This is a genomic window from Amycolatopsis melonis, from assembly GCF_040064235.1.
In the GTDB taxonomy this organism is placed as follows: Bacteria; Actinomycetota; Actinomycetes; order Mycobacteriales; family Pseudonocardiaceae; genus Amycolatopsis; species Amycolatopsis melonis.
Map to the genome: position 1 here is coordinate 445,780 of NZ_JBDZYD010000003.1, position 14,595 is coordinate 460,374.

General features: G+C 70.1%; 13 protein-coding genes. 4 read left to right on the forward strand and 9 right to left on the reverse strand.

All coding sequences use genetic code 11. The features are described from left to right. The first annotated feature begins 56 nt into the window (after positions 1 to 56). On the forward strand, positions 57 to 896 hold the full coding sequence (locus ABJI51_RS10075) for a helix-turn-helix transcriptional regulator (RefSeq protein WP_348949459.1): 840 nt from the start codon (positions 57 to 59) through the stop codon (positions 894 to 896). After that, positions 893 to 1,600 (forward strand): leucine-rich repeat domain-containing protein, encoded by a 708-nt coding sequence (locus tag ABJI51_RS10080; protein ID WP_348949461.1) that lies wholly within the window; start codon positions 893 to 895, stop codon positions 1,598 to 1,600. The genes ABJI51_RS10075 and ABJI51_RS10080 overlap by 4 nt, the downstream gene beginning before the upstream one ends. A gap of 4 nt (positions 1,601 to 1,604) precedes the next feature. On the opposite strand, the gene ABJI51_RS10085 is transcribed toward ABJI51_RS10080, so the two are convergent. From ABJI51_RS10085 to ABJI51_RS10095, 3 genes are all read right to left on the reverse strand, one after another. Continuing rightward, complete coding sequence (locus tag ABJI51_RS10085) at positions 1,605 to 3,647, reverse strand: VanW family protein (RefSeq protein ID WP_348949805.1); 2,043 nt, start codon at positions 3,645 to 3,647, stop codon at positions 1,605 to 1,607. 119 nt (positions 3,648 to 3,766) lie between these two features. Next, positions 3,767 to 4,099, reverse strand: coding sequence for a GroES family chaperonin (locus ABJI51_RS10090; protein WP_348949463.1), 333 nt, complete (start codon positions 4,097 to 4,099; stop codon positions 3,767 to 3,769). Between the two features lies 1 nt (position 4,100). Continuing rightward, positions 4,101 to 5,918, reverse strand: a complete 1,818-nt coding sequence (locus tag ABJI51_RS10095) for an NHL domain-containing thioredoxin family protein (protein ID WP_348949806.1) — start codon at positions 5,916 to 5,918, stop codon at positions 4,101 to 4,103. A gap of 164 nt (positions 5,919 to 6,082) precedes the next feature. Here ABJI51_RS10095 and ABJI51_RS10100 point away from each other — a divergent pair, with 164 nt between their 5' ends. Further along, positions 6,083 to 6,658 carry an SMI1/KNR4 family protein gene (locus ABJI51_RS10100; RefSeq protein ID WP_348949465.1) on the forward strand — a complete coding sequence of 192 codons (576 nt, stop codon included), beginning with the start codon at positions 6,083 to 6,085 and terminating at the stop codon, positions 6,656 to 6,658. On the opposite strand, the gene ABJI51_RS10105 is transcribed toward ABJI51_RS10100, so the two are convergent. The 6 genes from ABJI51_RS10105 to ABJI51_RS10130 form a co-directional block, all read right to left on the reverse strand. Then, the gene (locus ABJI51_RS10105; protein WP_348949467.1) at positions 6,648 to 7,118 is read right to left on the reverse strand and encodes an SRPBCC family protein; all 471 of its coding nucleotides are present in this window, start codon (positions 7,116 to 7,118) and stop codon (positions 6,648 to 6,650) included. The two genes, ABJI51_RS10100 and ABJI51_RS10105, sit on opposite strands and share 11 nt — an antisense overlap. 85 nt (positions 7,119 to 7,203) lie before the next feature. After that, positions 7,204 to 7,422: a hypothetical protein gene (locus ABJI51_RS10110; RefSeq protein WP_348949468.1), complete on the reverse strand. Its 219-nt coding sequence runs from the start codon at positions 7,420 to 7,422 to the stop codon at positions 7,204 to 7,206. Between the two features lie 278 nt (positions 7,423 to 7,700). Beyond that, a complete protein-coding gene (locus ABJI51_RS10115; protein WP_348949470.1) occupies positions 7,701 to 10,004 on the reverse strand; it encodes an oxidoreductase in 2,304 nt (767 codons plus the stop codon). A gap of 80 nt (positions 10,005 to 10,084) precedes the next feature. Beyond that, entirely contained in the window at positions 10,085 to 10,858 is a 774-nt protein-coding gene (locus ABJI51_RS10120) for an amino acid ABC transporter ATP-binding protein (protein ID WP_348949471.1), read from the reverse strand. Further along, positions 10,855 to 11,781 (reverse strand): amino acid ABC transporter permease, encoded by a 927-nt coding sequence (locus ABJI51_RS10125; RefSeq protein ID WP_348949473.1) that lies wholly within the window; start codon positions 11,779 to 11,781, stop codon positions 10,855 to 10,857. The genes ABJI51_RS10120 and ABJI51_RS10125 overlap by 4 nt, the downstream gene beginning before the upstream one ends. Before the next feature lie 58 nt (positions 11,782 to 11,839). Next, complete coding sequence (locus ABJI51_RS10130; RefSeq protein ID WP_348949474.1) at positions 11,840 to 12,781, reverse strand: ABC transporter substrate-binding protein; 942 nt, start codon at positions 12,779 to 12,781, stop codon at positions 11,840 to 11,842. Positions 12,782 to 12,929: 148 nt separating this feature from the next. Here ABJI51_RS10130 and ABJI51_RS10135 point away from each other — a divergent pair, with 148 nt between their 5' ends. Continuing rightward, positions 12,930 to 14,588, forward strand: coding sequence for a circularly permuted type 2 ATP-grasp protein (locus ABJI51_RS10135; protein ID WP_348949476.1), 1,659 nt, complete (start codon positions 12,930 to 12,932; stop codon positions 14,586 to 14,588). The last annotated feature ends 7 nt before the right edge of the window (positions 14,589 to 14,595 follow it).

Here is a 14,595-nt window from a genome sequence, read left to right on the forward strand (position 1 = left end):
GTGCTGGGAGTACCAGGTTCGCCGAAATTGTCGTACCCCTCGGGCACCATGTCCGCATGACCCAGACGCAGGTCCACGCCAGCCGCCGGGAGGAACTCGGCCGGTTCCTCAAGGCGTGCCGGGCACGGATCGGCCCGGAGGAGGTCGGGCTCGCCCCCGGCGTCCGCCGTCGCACCAGCGGGTTGCGGCGGGAAGAGGTGGCGCTGCTCGCCGGGGTCGGCGTCACCTGGTACACGTGGCTGGAACAGGGGCGGCCGATCAACGCGAGCGCGCAGGTGCTCGACGCGGTGGCGCGCACCCTGCGGATGGACCACATCGAGCGGGAGCACCTCTACCGGCTGGCGGAGCTGACGCCGTCGCGGCTGCCTTCGCCGTCCGAAGTGGTGCCGGAGACGGTGCGCGAGGTGCTGCGCGCACTGGATCCCCTGCCCGCCACGGTGGTCAACGGCCGGTACGACGTCCTGGCGTCGAACGCGGCGCAGGAGGAGCTGTTCTGGGAGTGGCACAGCATGCCGTGCCTGCACAAGAACCTCCTGTGGTGCTGCGTGACCGAACCGAACGCGCGGCGGTTCCTGCTGAACTACGACGAGGAGGTGCCCCACATGGTCGCGCGGATGCGGGCCGAATACGGCAGGCACGTCGGTGATCCGCCCTGGGAGGAGGACATCCGCCGGCTGTCGGCGCTCAGCCCGGAGTTCGCCGGGCTGTGGGCACGGCACGAGGTGGCCGAACCGCAGGCCCGGCTGCGCCGTCTCGAGCATCCCCAGGCCGGGCGGATGCACTTCCGGCTGACCGAGCTGGCGGTGTCGGAGGTACCCGGCCTGCGCGTCCAGGTGTCCACTCCGGACGATGCGTCGACGTGGGCGTTACTGCCCAAGACGAGGAGGTCGTCGTGACGGAACTGGACCTGAGTGGCCGGGGACTTACTGCGGTGCCCGAAATCCCACCCGGCGTCACGCGGCTCGACCTGTACAAGAACTCGATTTCGACGGTGCCCGCTTCGCTGTGGGAACACACCGGGCTGGAGGTGCTGAACCTCGCGGACAACCGGCTTTCCGCGCTGCCACCGGGTATCTCGGCACTGACGTCGGTGCACACGCTCGACCTGGCGCACAACCGGTTCGAGTCGCTGCCGGACGAGCTGGGTGAGCTGACCGGGCTCACCGAGTACCTGTACGTCAGCGACAACCGGCTGACGAAGTTCCCGGCTGCCTGGTGTCGGCTGGGAAAGCTGCGGTACCTGGGATGCACGGACAACCGGCTCACGGCGCTGCCCGAGGATCTTTCGGGATTCACGGCGCTGCGGGAACTTCGGCTCTACCGCAACGAGCTGACCGCGTTGCCGGAGTCGATCGGCACGCTCGGCGCGTTGCGGGAGCTGCACCTGCGGGGCAACCGGCTGACCGCGCTGCCGTCGTCAATCGGGCTGCTGGGCGAGCTGCGTCAGCTCGACCTGCGGGAGAACGCGCTCACGACCCTGCCTGATTCGCTGGCCAATCTGTCCAAACTGGACAAGCTGGATCTGCGGTGGAACAAGCAGCTGCGCGAACCGGCGTGGCTGCGCGACTTCGAGGAGGCAGGCTGCATGGTCCTTCGCTGACAACTCAACAGAGGACGGTCGGACGCGGACCGTAGGTCGCGGTGTGCGACGTCCGGCGGACTTCGACGCCGGAGGCGAGGTCGTAGAGCACGCGCGTGTCGGTGACGCTGAAGCCGGGAGTGCCGATGGACGGCTGGCACGGCTGGCTGCCACCGGAGCCGAACTGGACCGGCGGTGCGGCCCCGGGCGTCTGGGCGCTGGTCTGGCTTTCGACGCGGTAGTGGCGGGTGCCCCAGATCCGGACGGTCACCGAGTCGCCGGCAACGGTGGCCTGGATGGCGATGCCGGTCGCCGTGTCGTTGGTCAGCTTCAGCTCGACCGGGCTGCCGCCGGCGTCGACGGCCTTGGCGTCCCGGCCGACGGGGTAGCGGTCGAGGTAGTGGTCGTGCTCGACGTGACCGCCGTCGGCCAGGCCGGCGAGGTAGCCCGCGTTGTACAAAGTGGACGCGAGCTGCGAGACGCCACCGCCGACGACGTCGGCGCCGGTGCCGTCCTCGTCGACCGGGGCGGGGACGTAGCCGGTGTCGGCGGTGCGCGGGCCGGAGCGGCCGCTGAGGCTGAAGGTCTCGCCGGGCTTGACGATGGTGCCGGACACGCGAGCGGCGAGCGTGCGGTTGTTCGTCGCGGCCGGGCCTGCCAGGCCACCGGTGGTGAACTCGCCGATGACCTCCGTGATGCCGAGTGCGCCCGCCGCTTCGGTGGTCACGCTGGGTTTCGAGGCGTTGTAGACAACCGGGAGGTCGCGCCCGTCGGTTTTCTTGAGGACGTCGACGAGCGGCAGGAAGGTCTTTTCCCAGTCGACCTTCCGGGCGTCCTCGGACGGCTCGACGGCGGGCTGGTCCCCGGTGAAGACGATCTGCGCGTCCCGGCCGTCGGTCTCGGTGCTCGCGAGATCGTCCTTCAGGGCGGCCTGCAGCTTCGCCTGGTCGACCCGCACCTCGACGGCCCCGCCCTCGACGGCCGCGAACTGGAACGCGGCCGCGATGGCGGCGGGCTTGAGCGGAACGTCCTTGCCTTCGCCGTGCACGATCACTGGCTTGGCGACGGCCGGCACGACGATCTGCCGGTAGGCGGCCTCCACGCCGGCGGCGGTGGCCTTGACGGGCGTGATCGCCATGGCGAGCCGCACGCCGCCGGGGTCGAGCCAGTGGTCGGTGACGGTGCGCACGGCGCCGGGCAGGTCGGTCAGCTGCTGTCCCTGCCGGGGCAGGATGGGGAAGGGCGTGACGCCGCCGTCGCTGCCGGGGATCGGCGTGAACCCGACGGCGCCTTCGGTGGCGGGATGGTTCAGCTTGCCGTCGGCCAGTTCCCGCAGGGCCTGGCTGATCTGGTTCGGATCGGTCTTCGTGGCGACGCCGACTTCCCGGGTGGTGAAGAAGGACATGATCCGCGTGATCGGACTGAGCGGCTGATGCCCGGCGAGGCCGAGGGTGCCGGGCCAGTCGAGCCCCAGCCCGGACTGCGCCGGAACGAGCTGCGCCTGAACATCCCCACCCCGGACGGCGACGGGCCGGGTGAGCCGCGGTTCGAGTTCCTTCCGCAGCTTGGCCTCGGCCTCGGCATGGCTGAGCCCCCCGACCTCGATCCCGGCGACGGTGACGCCCCGCGGAACATCCCCGGCACTGACGACCAGATCGACGGCGTAGAGGATGACGAAGAGCCCCATGGCCAGCCCGATGGCCATCATGACGTGGGCCAGCCCCCGACGCAGTTTCCGAGCAGGTGTCTCGGGCGCAGGCGGCGGCGCGGGAGTTTCGAGAAGTTCGCCGAGCAGATCATCGGCAAAGAGATCGGCGGTGGCAACGGGGGCGGCGGAGACAGAGGCGGCAAGGGGAGTTTCGGGCTCGGCGGCAGGCCAGACGGTCGCGGCAGCAGGCATGGCCTCGGTGGCAGACTCGGCCTCCGGCGAGGCGGGCTCGGCAGCAAGCGTCACCGCAGCGGAGGACTCGGCTCCTATCACCAGCGGCGCGGCCACCACCTCGGTGTCCGACTCGATCGGCACCGCCGCGGTCTCCGGCAACTCCGGCGCAGCCTCGGCAGCGGGCATCGCCTCGGCCGCCGCCCCCTTCGCCTCCGGCGGCTTCTGGGCGTGCTCGGGTTCGCGCTCCGGTTGCTCGCGCGCCTCGTCCTCTGCCACGCCCCCGCCCTCCGCGGGACCCGACCTTCCTACAGGTAGAGCCCCGTTCCGTGCTCGGTTCGCTCCGTCGCCACCGCGTGGATGTCGCGTTCGCGCATCACCAGGTGTCCTTCGCCCTGGATTTCGACCTCGAGCTGGTCCTCCGGGTTGAAGAGCACGCGGTCGCCGCTCTTGACGTTGCGTACGCTGTTGCCGACGCCCAGTACATCACCCCAGGCCAGCCTGCGCGCCACCTGCGCTGTCGCCGGGATCACGATGCCGCCGCTGCTGCGGCGCTCGCCCTCCTCCTGGGACAGGCGCACCAGCACGCGGTCGTGGAGCATCTGGATTTCGAGTTTCGGCCCGTCAGACACGGCGTGCATGTTACTCGGCAGTCCGCGGCTCACCGGCCATGACCAGGCTCAGCTCGCGCGCCCCGCCGCTGTCGAGCCGTACGGGGACGCCCCAGTCCTGCCGGGTGATGCGGCATGCCGGGTGCTCGGCGCCGTCGTCGCAGCTCGCCGCCTGGGCGACCACCTGCAGCACGCCTTCCGTCACCCCGGCCGCCAGGCGGATCTTGCGGGTCAGGTCCGTGCCGGTGCCGCCTCCTTCGACCAGCAGGGACGGCGGGGACGCGCTGACCTCCAGCCGCGTCGACGGGCCGAAGCGGTCGTCCAGCTTCTCGCCCGGCGGGGCGGTGAACACCACCGACAGGTCGATCTCGCCGGGGGCGAGCACCGTCGGCGGGCGGCGCACGGCGTGCGCGTCGCCGGTCACGACCGTCGGCTCGGCCGCGGGCAGCGGGCCGACGCGGTTGCCCGCCGACTCCACGACCAGCAGCTCGCCCTCATGCAGCAGGAGGCCCTGCGGCTCGGCGAGGCCGGTCGCGATCGTCGTCACTTCGCGCGTGAAGACGTCGAAGCGGCGTACGGCGCCGTTGTAGGTGTCGGCGATCGCGATCTTGTCGCCGGGCAGCACGGCGAGGCCAAGCGGGTGCTGCAGCAGCGCCTTGTCGGCCGGGCCGTCGGTGTGGCCGAAGGAGAACAGGTCGACGCCGATCGCCGTGTGCACGGTGAACGACTCGCCGTCGGGCTCGATCCAGCGCAGCGCCGACGTCTCCGCGTCGGCGAGCCACAACTTGTCGCCGTCCACCGCCAGGCCGGACGTCTGCGCGAAGAACGCTTCGCTCACGTCGCCGTCGCGGAGGCCCTCGACGGTCGTCCCGGCGAAGCGGCGGATCGTGCCCGAAACCGGGTCGAAGACGCTCAGCGTGTGGTTACCCGCCATCGCGACGACGACCCCGCCTGCCGGGCCCCACCACGCCACGTCCCACGGGCTGGTCAGGTCGACCTCGACGCCCTTGCCGGAGTCCGGGCCGTTGCGCCACTGCGCGCCGGTGCCGGCGACCGTGGTGACCTCGCCGGTGATCAGGTCGAGGCCGCGCAGCCGGTGGCCGGCGGTGTCGGCGACGACCGCGTGGTAGCCGACGCGCTCGGCGATGTCGTACGGCAGGAGCGCGATGCCGGACGGCTCGTTGAAGGTCGCGATGTCGAACGGGCCGTCCTGGCCGCCGCGCTCGCCGCTGCCGAAGCGGCGGATGACGGTCTCGCCGTCGGAAGCGAACTCGACGATCGCGTGGTGCCCGGTGTCCGCGACCAGGACGCGCCCCTCGGCGGTGGCGACGGCCTTGCTCGGGAACCGCAGCTCGGCGGCCTGCTCCTCGACCGGCACGTACGGGCTGCCGCCGCGCCGGAGCGTCCCCTTCGCTTCGTGCTTGGTGACCAGGTCGGCGACGACGCGGCGCAGCGCTTCGCCGTGCCCCTCGCCCGCGGCGACGTGCACGACGTAGCCCTCGGGGTCGACGACGACCAGCGTCGGCCACGCGCGGACCGCGTACTGCGACCACAGCTCCATCTTCGGGTCGTTGACCACCGGGTGGTGCACGTCGTAGCGGCGGACCGCGGCCTCGATGGACGCGCGCTCGCCCTCGTGCAGGAACTTCGGCGAGTGGACCCCGATCGTGACCAGGACGTCCGCGAACTCGGCCTCCAGCGGGCGCAGCTCGTCGAGCACGTGCAGGCAGTTGATGCAGCCGCTGGTCCAGAAGTCCAGCAGGACGATGCGCCCGCGCAGGCCCGCGAGCGTGAGCGGGTGGCCGCCGGTGTTCAGCCAGACGTCGCCGCGCAGCTCGGGGGCACGCACGCGGCTCTGCGGTCGTGGAGAAGTCACGGCAAGAGTGAACTACACGCGCTCACGCTCTGTTCCGCGGTCCGGCCGATGAGAGAACAAACTCACCCTGCCGGGGACACCCAGGCCCGCCCGAAAAAGGACGCGCGGGCGGGTGAGCCGCCGCTTAGGCTCGGGTCATGACCCCCGTCCAACCGGCCGGCGCCCTCACTCCGGAGGAGGCGCGGCACCTGCAGGAGAACCTCCGGGAACCCGTGCGTCCCGGGCTGAGCGAAGCCGAGCTCGACGCCGTCGAGCGCCGGTTCGGCTTCCGGTTCGCGGCCGACCACCGGACGTTCCTGTCCGCGGGCGTGCCGATCGGCGACCGCTGGCCCGACTGGCGCTGCGGCAACCCCGACCAGCTGCGCAAACGCCTGGCCTGGCCGGTCGACGGCGTGCTGTACGACGTCGAGCACAACGGCTTCTGGCTGCCGGACTGGGGCACGCGCCCGGTCGGCCCGGAGGACGCGGTCCGCGAGGCCCGGCGGCGGCTGGCGGACGTGCCGCAGCTGGTGCCGGTGTGCGGCCACCGCTACCTGCCGGGCCTGCCGGACACGACCGGCTACCCGGTGCTGTCGGTGTACCAGACGGACATCATCGTCTACGGCTCCGACCTGCGCGACTACCTGCACCGCGAGTTCGCGACGGGCGGCATCAGCACGGCCCCGCCGGACGGCCCCCGCTACATACCGTTCTGGTCCCGCTTCATCGACTAGCTTCGGCGGCCCGCTTCAGCCGCGCGAGCGTGGCGGCGATGTTGGCGGCGTTGGCCTCGTCGCGGTCCCAGACCCCGGTGACGGTCGCCGTCACCGCCTTGAACCAGGCAGGCCGCCGTTCCCACATGCTTTCCACGACGACGCAGCCGTCGCCGCCGGGTTCGAAGTCGTACTGCCACCGCGCAACGGGCAGCCCGGCCACGGAGGTCACCTCGAAGCCGAAACACCGCCCGGGATCGGCGTCGGTGATGGTCGACAGCGTGCTCCACCGCCGAAGGCCCCGCCGGTTCCGGCCACGGAACTGCGCCCCGACGGCGGGCGCGGAAGCCCCGCCGACCCACTCGTGCCCGGCGTATTCCTCGGCAACGTCGGCAAGTGATCCCGGGTCGCTGACCAGGGCGTAGACGACCTCGGGCGCAGCGTCGATCTCGATCCGGCCGGTGGCGGTGGGTGCGTTCAAGGGGACCTCCACACTGAGGGGACATACCGAGGGTATGTCAGAGACCGTCGTCAGGGAACTCTTTCCCTGACGACGGTCACTCCCCTCAGGCTGCGATTCGTTCGGCTTCTTCTTGTGGCTCTTCCGCGGGAACGGGGGAGGTCAGCGTCACGAACGGCAGCTTGGCATGCAGCGGACGCCGATAGCGCACGGCAAGCCAGAACACCACGACGATGAAGGCCAGCGGCAGCACCACACCGAGCACCAGGATGATCAGCAACGCGGGAACCGACAGCTGACCGGCGGCAACGAGGAACGACGACACGAGTACCAAACCTCACTGGCGAACAGTCCGAAGCGTCCATCCACCTGATCGGTCGGCGGTCCAAGACGAAAGGCGAAGAGCGAGTCTGCCTACACGGAGACGAAACGATCCACAAGACACCCCGGCTTCGGAGGGCTCCACGGCCCGCGGGGCGCCACGCATGCAAATGCGCTGGGGTATCGACCTAGTCGTGCGTTTCGTATCGGAGACTTTTCGTAATCGGGCAACTGTCAGGTATGTGAGGTTGGTTGCCGTTACTGTCTTGATCTTACCACGAACTAGTTGTCCCGGCGCAGCATGCGGCTCACGCCCGCGGCCACCGTCGTCGCCAGTATCCAGCCGGAGGCTGTGAAGCCTGCCGCCACCCAGTTGTCCGGTCCGTGCATGTACCACCTCGACTTGTTGCCGAAGTCGACGATCGGGACCAGCAGGTCCGCCGTGTAGATCACCGGGTTCCACTGCAGGCCCGTGTCCTGCTGGTTCACCACGCAGCGGGGGCCGCTCGCCACGAACCGGCCGGACTTGTCGTGGATGCAGTCGTCGGTGCCGAGGCCGAACCACAGGCTGCCCAGCACCAGCAGCGTCAGCAGCCAGCCGAGCGCGCGGACCGGGCGGTAGCCGTAGCCGACCATCGAACGCTGCAGCCAGCTCCACAGCCGGACGCCCGGGCCGAAGAACTTGAACCCGCGGGCCAGTGCCTCGTAGCGGAACTGCTGTTTGCGCAACGCCACCGTCGAGGCGTGCTCTTCGTTTCCGGCCGCGCGGAGCATGTGGGCCAGCTGGTCGTACGGGCCCGGCCGGTAGCCGCGCATCGCCTTGCGCAGCAGCTCGATGCGGTGATCGAGGGCCCTGTCGTCGTCGAGGGGGATGCCGTTCTTCAGTGCGTCGTAGCGGAAGTCCTCCAGCTCGATGCCCTCGGACGCCGCCCAGAACTCCTCGTTGTCGGTCAGCGTTCCGCAGTGCGCCCGCCGCAGCACCACCCGGCCCGACGGCGGGCGGCTCGGCGTCAGGATGAACTCGTCGGCGGCGACGTCGCCCGCGTCCAGTGCCACCACGAACGGCGGCAGCGAGCCGATCTGGGCGCCGCGCAGGTCCACGCGCCGGGCGACCTGGGCGCCGTCGAGGTTGACGCCGCCCTCCGCGGCGAACGGGCGGTTGTTGTTGTCCCGCAGCAGCAGGTCCCTGCCGATCCGGCCGGTTCGCACGTCGAGGGAGAAACTGCTGGTCGCGCGCCTGCCGGGGTCGCTCAGGGAGGTGCCCGCCAGGTTGATCGACCCGCCGACGTCGATGCCCTGCAGCCGCAGCGTGCCCTGGATCGACGCGTCCGTGAGCTGGAAGTTGCCCGCGATCTTCGACCGCCGTGCCGAGAACACGTCGCGGCCCGGATGGCGGAACATCGAATTCCAGGCGAGGAAGTTGCCGCCGACGGTCACGTCCGCCAGCCGCAGCTGGCCCGTCGGCACGCGCAGGCTCGTCGCCTCGATGTCGCCGCCGATCTCGGTGCCGTCCAGGTGCAGCGCCCGGTCGTAGTACGGCTGCGTCTTGCCCCGCTCGACCTTGATCTCGGCACCGGCCAGCCGCAGCGACCCGCCGATGCGGGCGTTGACCATCCGCAGCGTGCCCAGCGCCTGCAGCCCGTCGGACAGCTCCACGTTCCCGTCGACGCGCATCCGGTCGGCCACCAGCGCCGGCCGCGGGTCCAGGTACGGGTCGTTGGACTTCCACGCGTCCATCGCGATCGGCCCGTGCTGCGACACCGTCAGCTTCGCCTCGCGCAGCGAGATGTCGCTGGCCACCGACGCGCTGGGCAGGTACATGATCCCGGTCGCGGAGAAGCGCTTGCGCTGGCTGGCCGGACCGTAGTTGTCGACCTCGCACAGCAGGCTGCCGCCGATGTGCAGGCCGTTGCCGTTGAGCGCGAAGCCGTCCGGGTTGTTCAGGTTGGCGCCGGAGAAGTTGACGTTACCGCCGGTCCGCAGGCCGGGCAGCCGGACCTCGCCGTTGGCGACCATGCGGTACGCCAGCAGCGCGCCGGTCAGCACCAGCCGGTCGGCCTGGATCGCCTTGCCGTGCGGGTGCGAGATCACCGTGCGGGTCAGCACCATCGAGCCCTCGATGACGGCGTCGGTGAGGTTGACCGCGGCGTTCGGCATCCCGCGCTCGCGGTCGTCGCCGCGCTGGACGGTGGTCTCCTCGATCTCCCGGACGTCGCCGTCGACCTGCACGACGCTGCGGATCAGCCGGACGTCGTTGCGGCTGCGCATGTTGCGGGCCTTGAGCCCGGGCAGCCAGCACTTGCGGAAGACCAGGCCGAGCAGGTTCGCCTCACGCACGTCCGGCGCGTGCTCGAACCGGCACCGCTCGAACCGGAACAGGTACTTCAGGTCGGCGGCCCGCAGGTCGAGCACGCCGGTGATGTAGGCGTCCTCGACGTAGACGATCGGCGCGTTCGTGGCCTGCCGCCGCCACCGCAGCAAGCCGGCGTTGCCCGGTTTCAGCAGGTCGGCGGCCTTGACTTCGTACCGGCGGTCGGGGACGCCCGCGAAGGGGTCGAGTGGCGGCAGCGTGCTTTCGGTCGACACGAGATTCCCCCTCCCACACCGCCATCAAGGTAGCGAAAAAACGGCGGAAACGGTGCCGGAACACCGTTTCCGCCGCAAGATCAGGCGTTGGGATTGAGCACCCTGGCGAGGAACTCCTTCGTCCGCTCCTCACGCGGGTTGCCGATGACCTGGTCGGGCGGGCCCTCTTCGACGACGACGCCGCCGTCCATGAACAGGACCTTGTCGGCCACCTCGCGCGCGAACTGCATCTCGTGCGTGACGACGACCATGGTCATGCCGTCCTTGGCGAGCTGCTTCATCACGCCGAGGACGTCGCCGACGAGTTCCGGGTCCAGCGCGGACGTCGGCTCGTCGAACAGCATCAGCTTCGGCTGCATCGCCAGCGCCCTGGCGATCGCGACGCGCTGCTGCTGCCCGCCGGACAGCTGCGCCGGGTAGTTCTTCGCCTTGTCCGCGAGGCCGACGCGGTCCAGCAGCTCCAGCGCACGCTGCCGCGCCTGTGCCTTCGGCTCGCGGCGCACCTGGACCGGCGCCTCCATGATGTTTTCCAGCGCGGTCATGTGCGGGAAGAGGTTGAAGCGCTGGAACACCATGCCGATGTCCTTGCGCTGGACCGCGACCTCCTTCTCGCGCAGCTCGTGCAGCTTGTCGCCACGCTGCTTGTAGCCGACGAGCACGCCGTCGACGTAGAGCCGGCCGGCGTCGACCTTCTCGAGGTGGTTGATGCAGCGCAGGAGCGTCGACTTGCCGGACCCGGACGGGCCGATCAGGCAGAGCACCTCGCGTTCGTGCACCTCGAGGTCGATGCCCTTGAGGACGTCGACGCTGCCGAAGCTCTTGCAGATCTTCTGCGCGGAAACGACCGGGGTCATGCGGTGGCACCTCCCGCTCCGCCGCGGCCGGCGCCGAACCGGAAGCCCAGCATCCGCGAGCGCCACTTCGCCTGGTTCGCGACGCCCCGCGAAGTGCCGCGCGAGAAGTGCTTCTCGATCTGCATCTGGATCAGCGTCAGGATCGACGTCATGAACAGGTACCACACGCCCGCCGTCAGCAGCAGCGGGATGATCTTGTAGTTCTGGGCGTAGATCTGCTGCACGGACACCATCAGCTCGAAGTAGCCGATGACGACGACCAGTGACGTCGTCTTCAGCATCGCGATCGTTTCGTTGCCGGTCGGCGGGATGATCACCCGCATCGCCTGCGGCAGGATGATCCGGCGCAACGTCGTGGTGCGCTTCATCCCCAGCGCGCTCGCGGCTTCCAGCTGGCCGCTGTCGACCGAGGCGATGCCGCCCCGGACGATCTCGGCCATGTACGCGGCCTCGTTCAGGCCGAGGCCGAGCAGCGAAGCCGCGAACAGGTTGATCAGGTTGTTCGTGTTCCAGCTCACGAACTCCGGGCCGAACGGGATCCCGAGGCCGACGCGCGGGTAGGCCGCCGCGAGGTAGTTCCACACCAGCAGCTGCGTGATCAGCGGCGTGCCGCGGAACAGCCAGATGTAGATCCCGGCCGCACCCGACATCAGCGGGTTCGGGGACAACCGCATGACCGCGAGCAGGATGCCGCCGACGACCCCGATCACCATCGAGATGCCGGTCAGGATCAGGGTGTTCTGCAACCCGCGGAGGATGCGGTCGTCGAAGAGGTACTCGCCGACCACGTCCCACTGCAGGTTCGAGTTCGTGACGACGCTGCGGACGACGATGAAAGCAAGGAAGAGGATCACCACACCGGCGGCCCAGCGCCCGTAGTGGCGCACGGGGACCGCACGGATCGGCGCCGCCTCCGGAGCCACGTCGGGCTCCGGGGCCGGCGCCGTGGACTCAGCCGACGGGCTCGACACGCAAACTCCCTCAGCCCGCCGGGTTGATTTCCGACTTGGTGATCACGCCGACCGGGTTGAGGCCCCACTTGTCGAGGATCTTGCGGTAGGTGCCGTCGTCGATCAGCGCCTGGACCGCACCCTGGATCGCCTGGGTGTACTGGCCCTGGCCCTTCTTCAGCGCGATGCCGTAGGGCGCGCTGTCGTACGGGTCGCCGACGATCTCCAGTGCGCCGTTCGTCTGCTTCACCGCGTAGTCGACGACCGGCGAGTCGGCCAGCATCGCCTGGGCGCGCTTGGCCGTCAGGGCGAGGTTCACGTCGGTCTGGGCGGTGAGCTGCGACAGGGTGATCGCCTGCTTGCCCGCCTTCGTGCACTTCTCCGACCGGGCCTGCAGGTCGTCGACCTGGGTGGTGCCCTTCTGCACGGCGACGGTCTTGCCGCAGAGGTCGTCGAGGGTGATGTGGTCCGGGTTGCCCTTCAGGACGGCCAGCGAAGTGCCCGCCTTGTAGTAGGACACCATGTCGACCTGCTTGATCCGGTCGGCGTTGACGGTGAACGAGGACATGGCGAGCTCGTACTTGCCTGCGGCGATACCGGCGATGATGCCCGAGAAGTCGGCGTTCTGGAACTCCATCTGCAGGCCGAGCTTCTGCCCGATCGCGGTGCCGAGATCGACGTCGAAGCCGGTCGCCTTGCCGTTGTCGACGAACTCGTTCGGCGCGTAGCTCTGGTCCTGGCCGACCACGATCTTGCCGTCGGCCTTGATGTCCGCCGGCACCTCGGCCGCGAGCTTGTCGTCCTTGGCGGCCGCCGGAATCTCGCCTGCCGCGGCAGTCCCGGACGCCGCGGCCGGCGCGCTCGTGGCGACACCGCCTGCGCCGTTGCCGCCGGCACCGCACGCCACGGTCAGTCCGACCAGGGCGAACGCCGGCAGCAGGGCGAGCGCCTTGAGCTGGGATCCTCGGGCCACGTCGTCACTCCTCGTAGTTCTCAGGTTCTGAGAGCACGCATATTGCCACTCATCCATACCAAAGCACAGCACTGTGAAGTTACGGCGATGTTTACGCCTGTGCGCGTCGGACGCCGGGTGTCGCGCCCGGACCGGGCCGTGGGTAAGGATGTCGACCATGAACGTCACGCCGCCGCGGCTGCCCCCGTCCGGTCGACGCGCGAGGAAGGCCGTGACCAGCCGGATCACCCGGCCGGGGGCCCGGTTCGAGGGATATCTCGCGCCGGACCGGCCGCACGCCGGCGCCTACGACGAGATGTTCGCCGCCGACGGCACGGTCCGGGCGCCGTACCGGGCGCTGTACGAGTCGATCGCCGCGCTCGACGCCCACGACCTCAACTCGCGGGCGCAGGCACTCGACCGGGCGATGGTCGACCAGGGCATCACGTTCTCGCTGTCCGGGCAGGAGCGGCCGTTCCCGCTGGACCTGGTGCCGCGGGTGATCCAGGCCAACGAGTGGGCGAAGCTGGAGCGGGGCGTGGCCCAGCGGGTCCGCGCGCTCGAGGCGTTCCTCGCCGACGTCTACGGCGACCGGCAGATCCTGCGCGACGGCGTGCTGCCGCGGCGGCTGATCACCTCGTGCGAGCACTTCCGCCGCGAGGCGTTCGGCATCACCCCGCCCAACGGCGTGCGCATCCACGTGTCCGGTGTGGACCTGGTGCGCGACGAGGAAGGGACCTTCCGGGTGCTGGAGGACAACCTCCGCAATCCGTCCGGGGTGTCCTACGTGATGGAGAACCGGCGCACGATGGCGCGGGTGTTCCCGGACCTGTTCGCCCGCCACCGCGTGCGCCCGGTCGGTGACTACGCGTCGCACCTGCTGCGGGCGCTGCGCGCGGCGGCCGCGGCGAACGTCGCCGACCCGATGGTGGTCGTGCTCACCCCTGGCGTGCACAACTCGGCGTACTTCGAGCACTCGCTGCTGGCCCGGCTGATGGGCGTCGAGCTGGTCGAGGGCCGCGACATGTTCTGCCGGGACAACGTCGTCTACCTGCGCACGACCGAGGGCGAGCGCCAGGTCGACGTCATCTACCGGCGGATCGACGACGAGTTCCTCGATCCGGTGCACTACCGGCCGGACTCGGTGCTCGGCGTGGCAGGCATCCAGAACGCGGCGCGGGCGGGCAACGTCGTCATCGCGAACGCGATCGGCAACGGCGTCGGCGACGACAAGCTCGTCTACACCTACGTGCCGGAAATGGTGAAGTACTACCTCAACGAGAAGCCGCTGCTGCCCAATGTGGACACGTTCCGGTGCTGGCTCCCGGACGAGTTCGACCACGTCATGGCGCACCTCGACGAGCTGGTGGTCAAGCCGGTCGAGGGATCCGGCGGCTACGGGATCGTCTTCGGCCCCGAGGCGTCGAAGAAGGACCTGGACGTCCTGCGGCGGAAGGTCCGGGCGAACCGGCGCGGCTGGATCGCGCAGCCGGTGGTCCAGCTGTCCACCGTGCCGTCCAAAGTGGACGACCGGCTCGCGCCGCGGCACGTCGACCTGCGGCCGTTCGCGGTCAACGACGGCAAGGAGATCTTCGTCCTCCCCGGCGGGCTGACCCGGGTGGCGCTGCCGGAGGGCAGCCTGGTCGTCAACTCCTCGCAGGGCGGCGGCTCGAAGGACACGTGGGTACTGGCGTCCCGCGCGTCGACGGCCGAGCGCGAGCTGGAGCAGCCCGCGCTCGGCGTGGTGTCCACAGTGGACGGCATGGTCGCCGAGCAGGGGCCGGAGCTGTCGACGTCCCAGCAGCAGCAACAGCAGCAGCAGAGCTAGGGAGGTT

Coding starts and splice junctions, on each gene's coding strand:
- ABJI51_RS10075 (WP_348949459.1), top strand. CDS start 57: ATGACCCAGACGCAGGTCCACGCCAGCCGCCGGGAGGAACTCGGCCGG.
- ABJI51_RS10085 (WP_348949805.1), bottom strand. CDS start 3,647: ATGCCCGCTGCCGAGGCTGCGCCGGAGTTGCCGGAGACCGCGGCGGTG.
- ABJI51_RS10090 (WP_348949463.1), bottom strand. CDS start 4,099: ATGCACGCCGTGTCTGACGGGCCGAAACTCGAAATCCAGATGCTCCAC.
- ABJI51_RS10100 (WP_348949465.1), top strand. CDS start 6,083: ATGACCCCCGTCCAACCGGCCGGCGCCCTCACTCCGGAGGAGGCGCGG.
- ABJI51_RS10120 (WP_348949471.1), bottom strand. CDS start 10,858: ATGACCCCGGTCGTTTCCGCGCAGAAGATCTGCAAGAGCTTCGGCAGC.
- ABJI51_RS10135 (WP_348949476.1), top strand. CDS start 12,930: ATGTCGACCATGAACGTCACGCCGCCGCGGCTGCCCCCGTCCGGTCGA.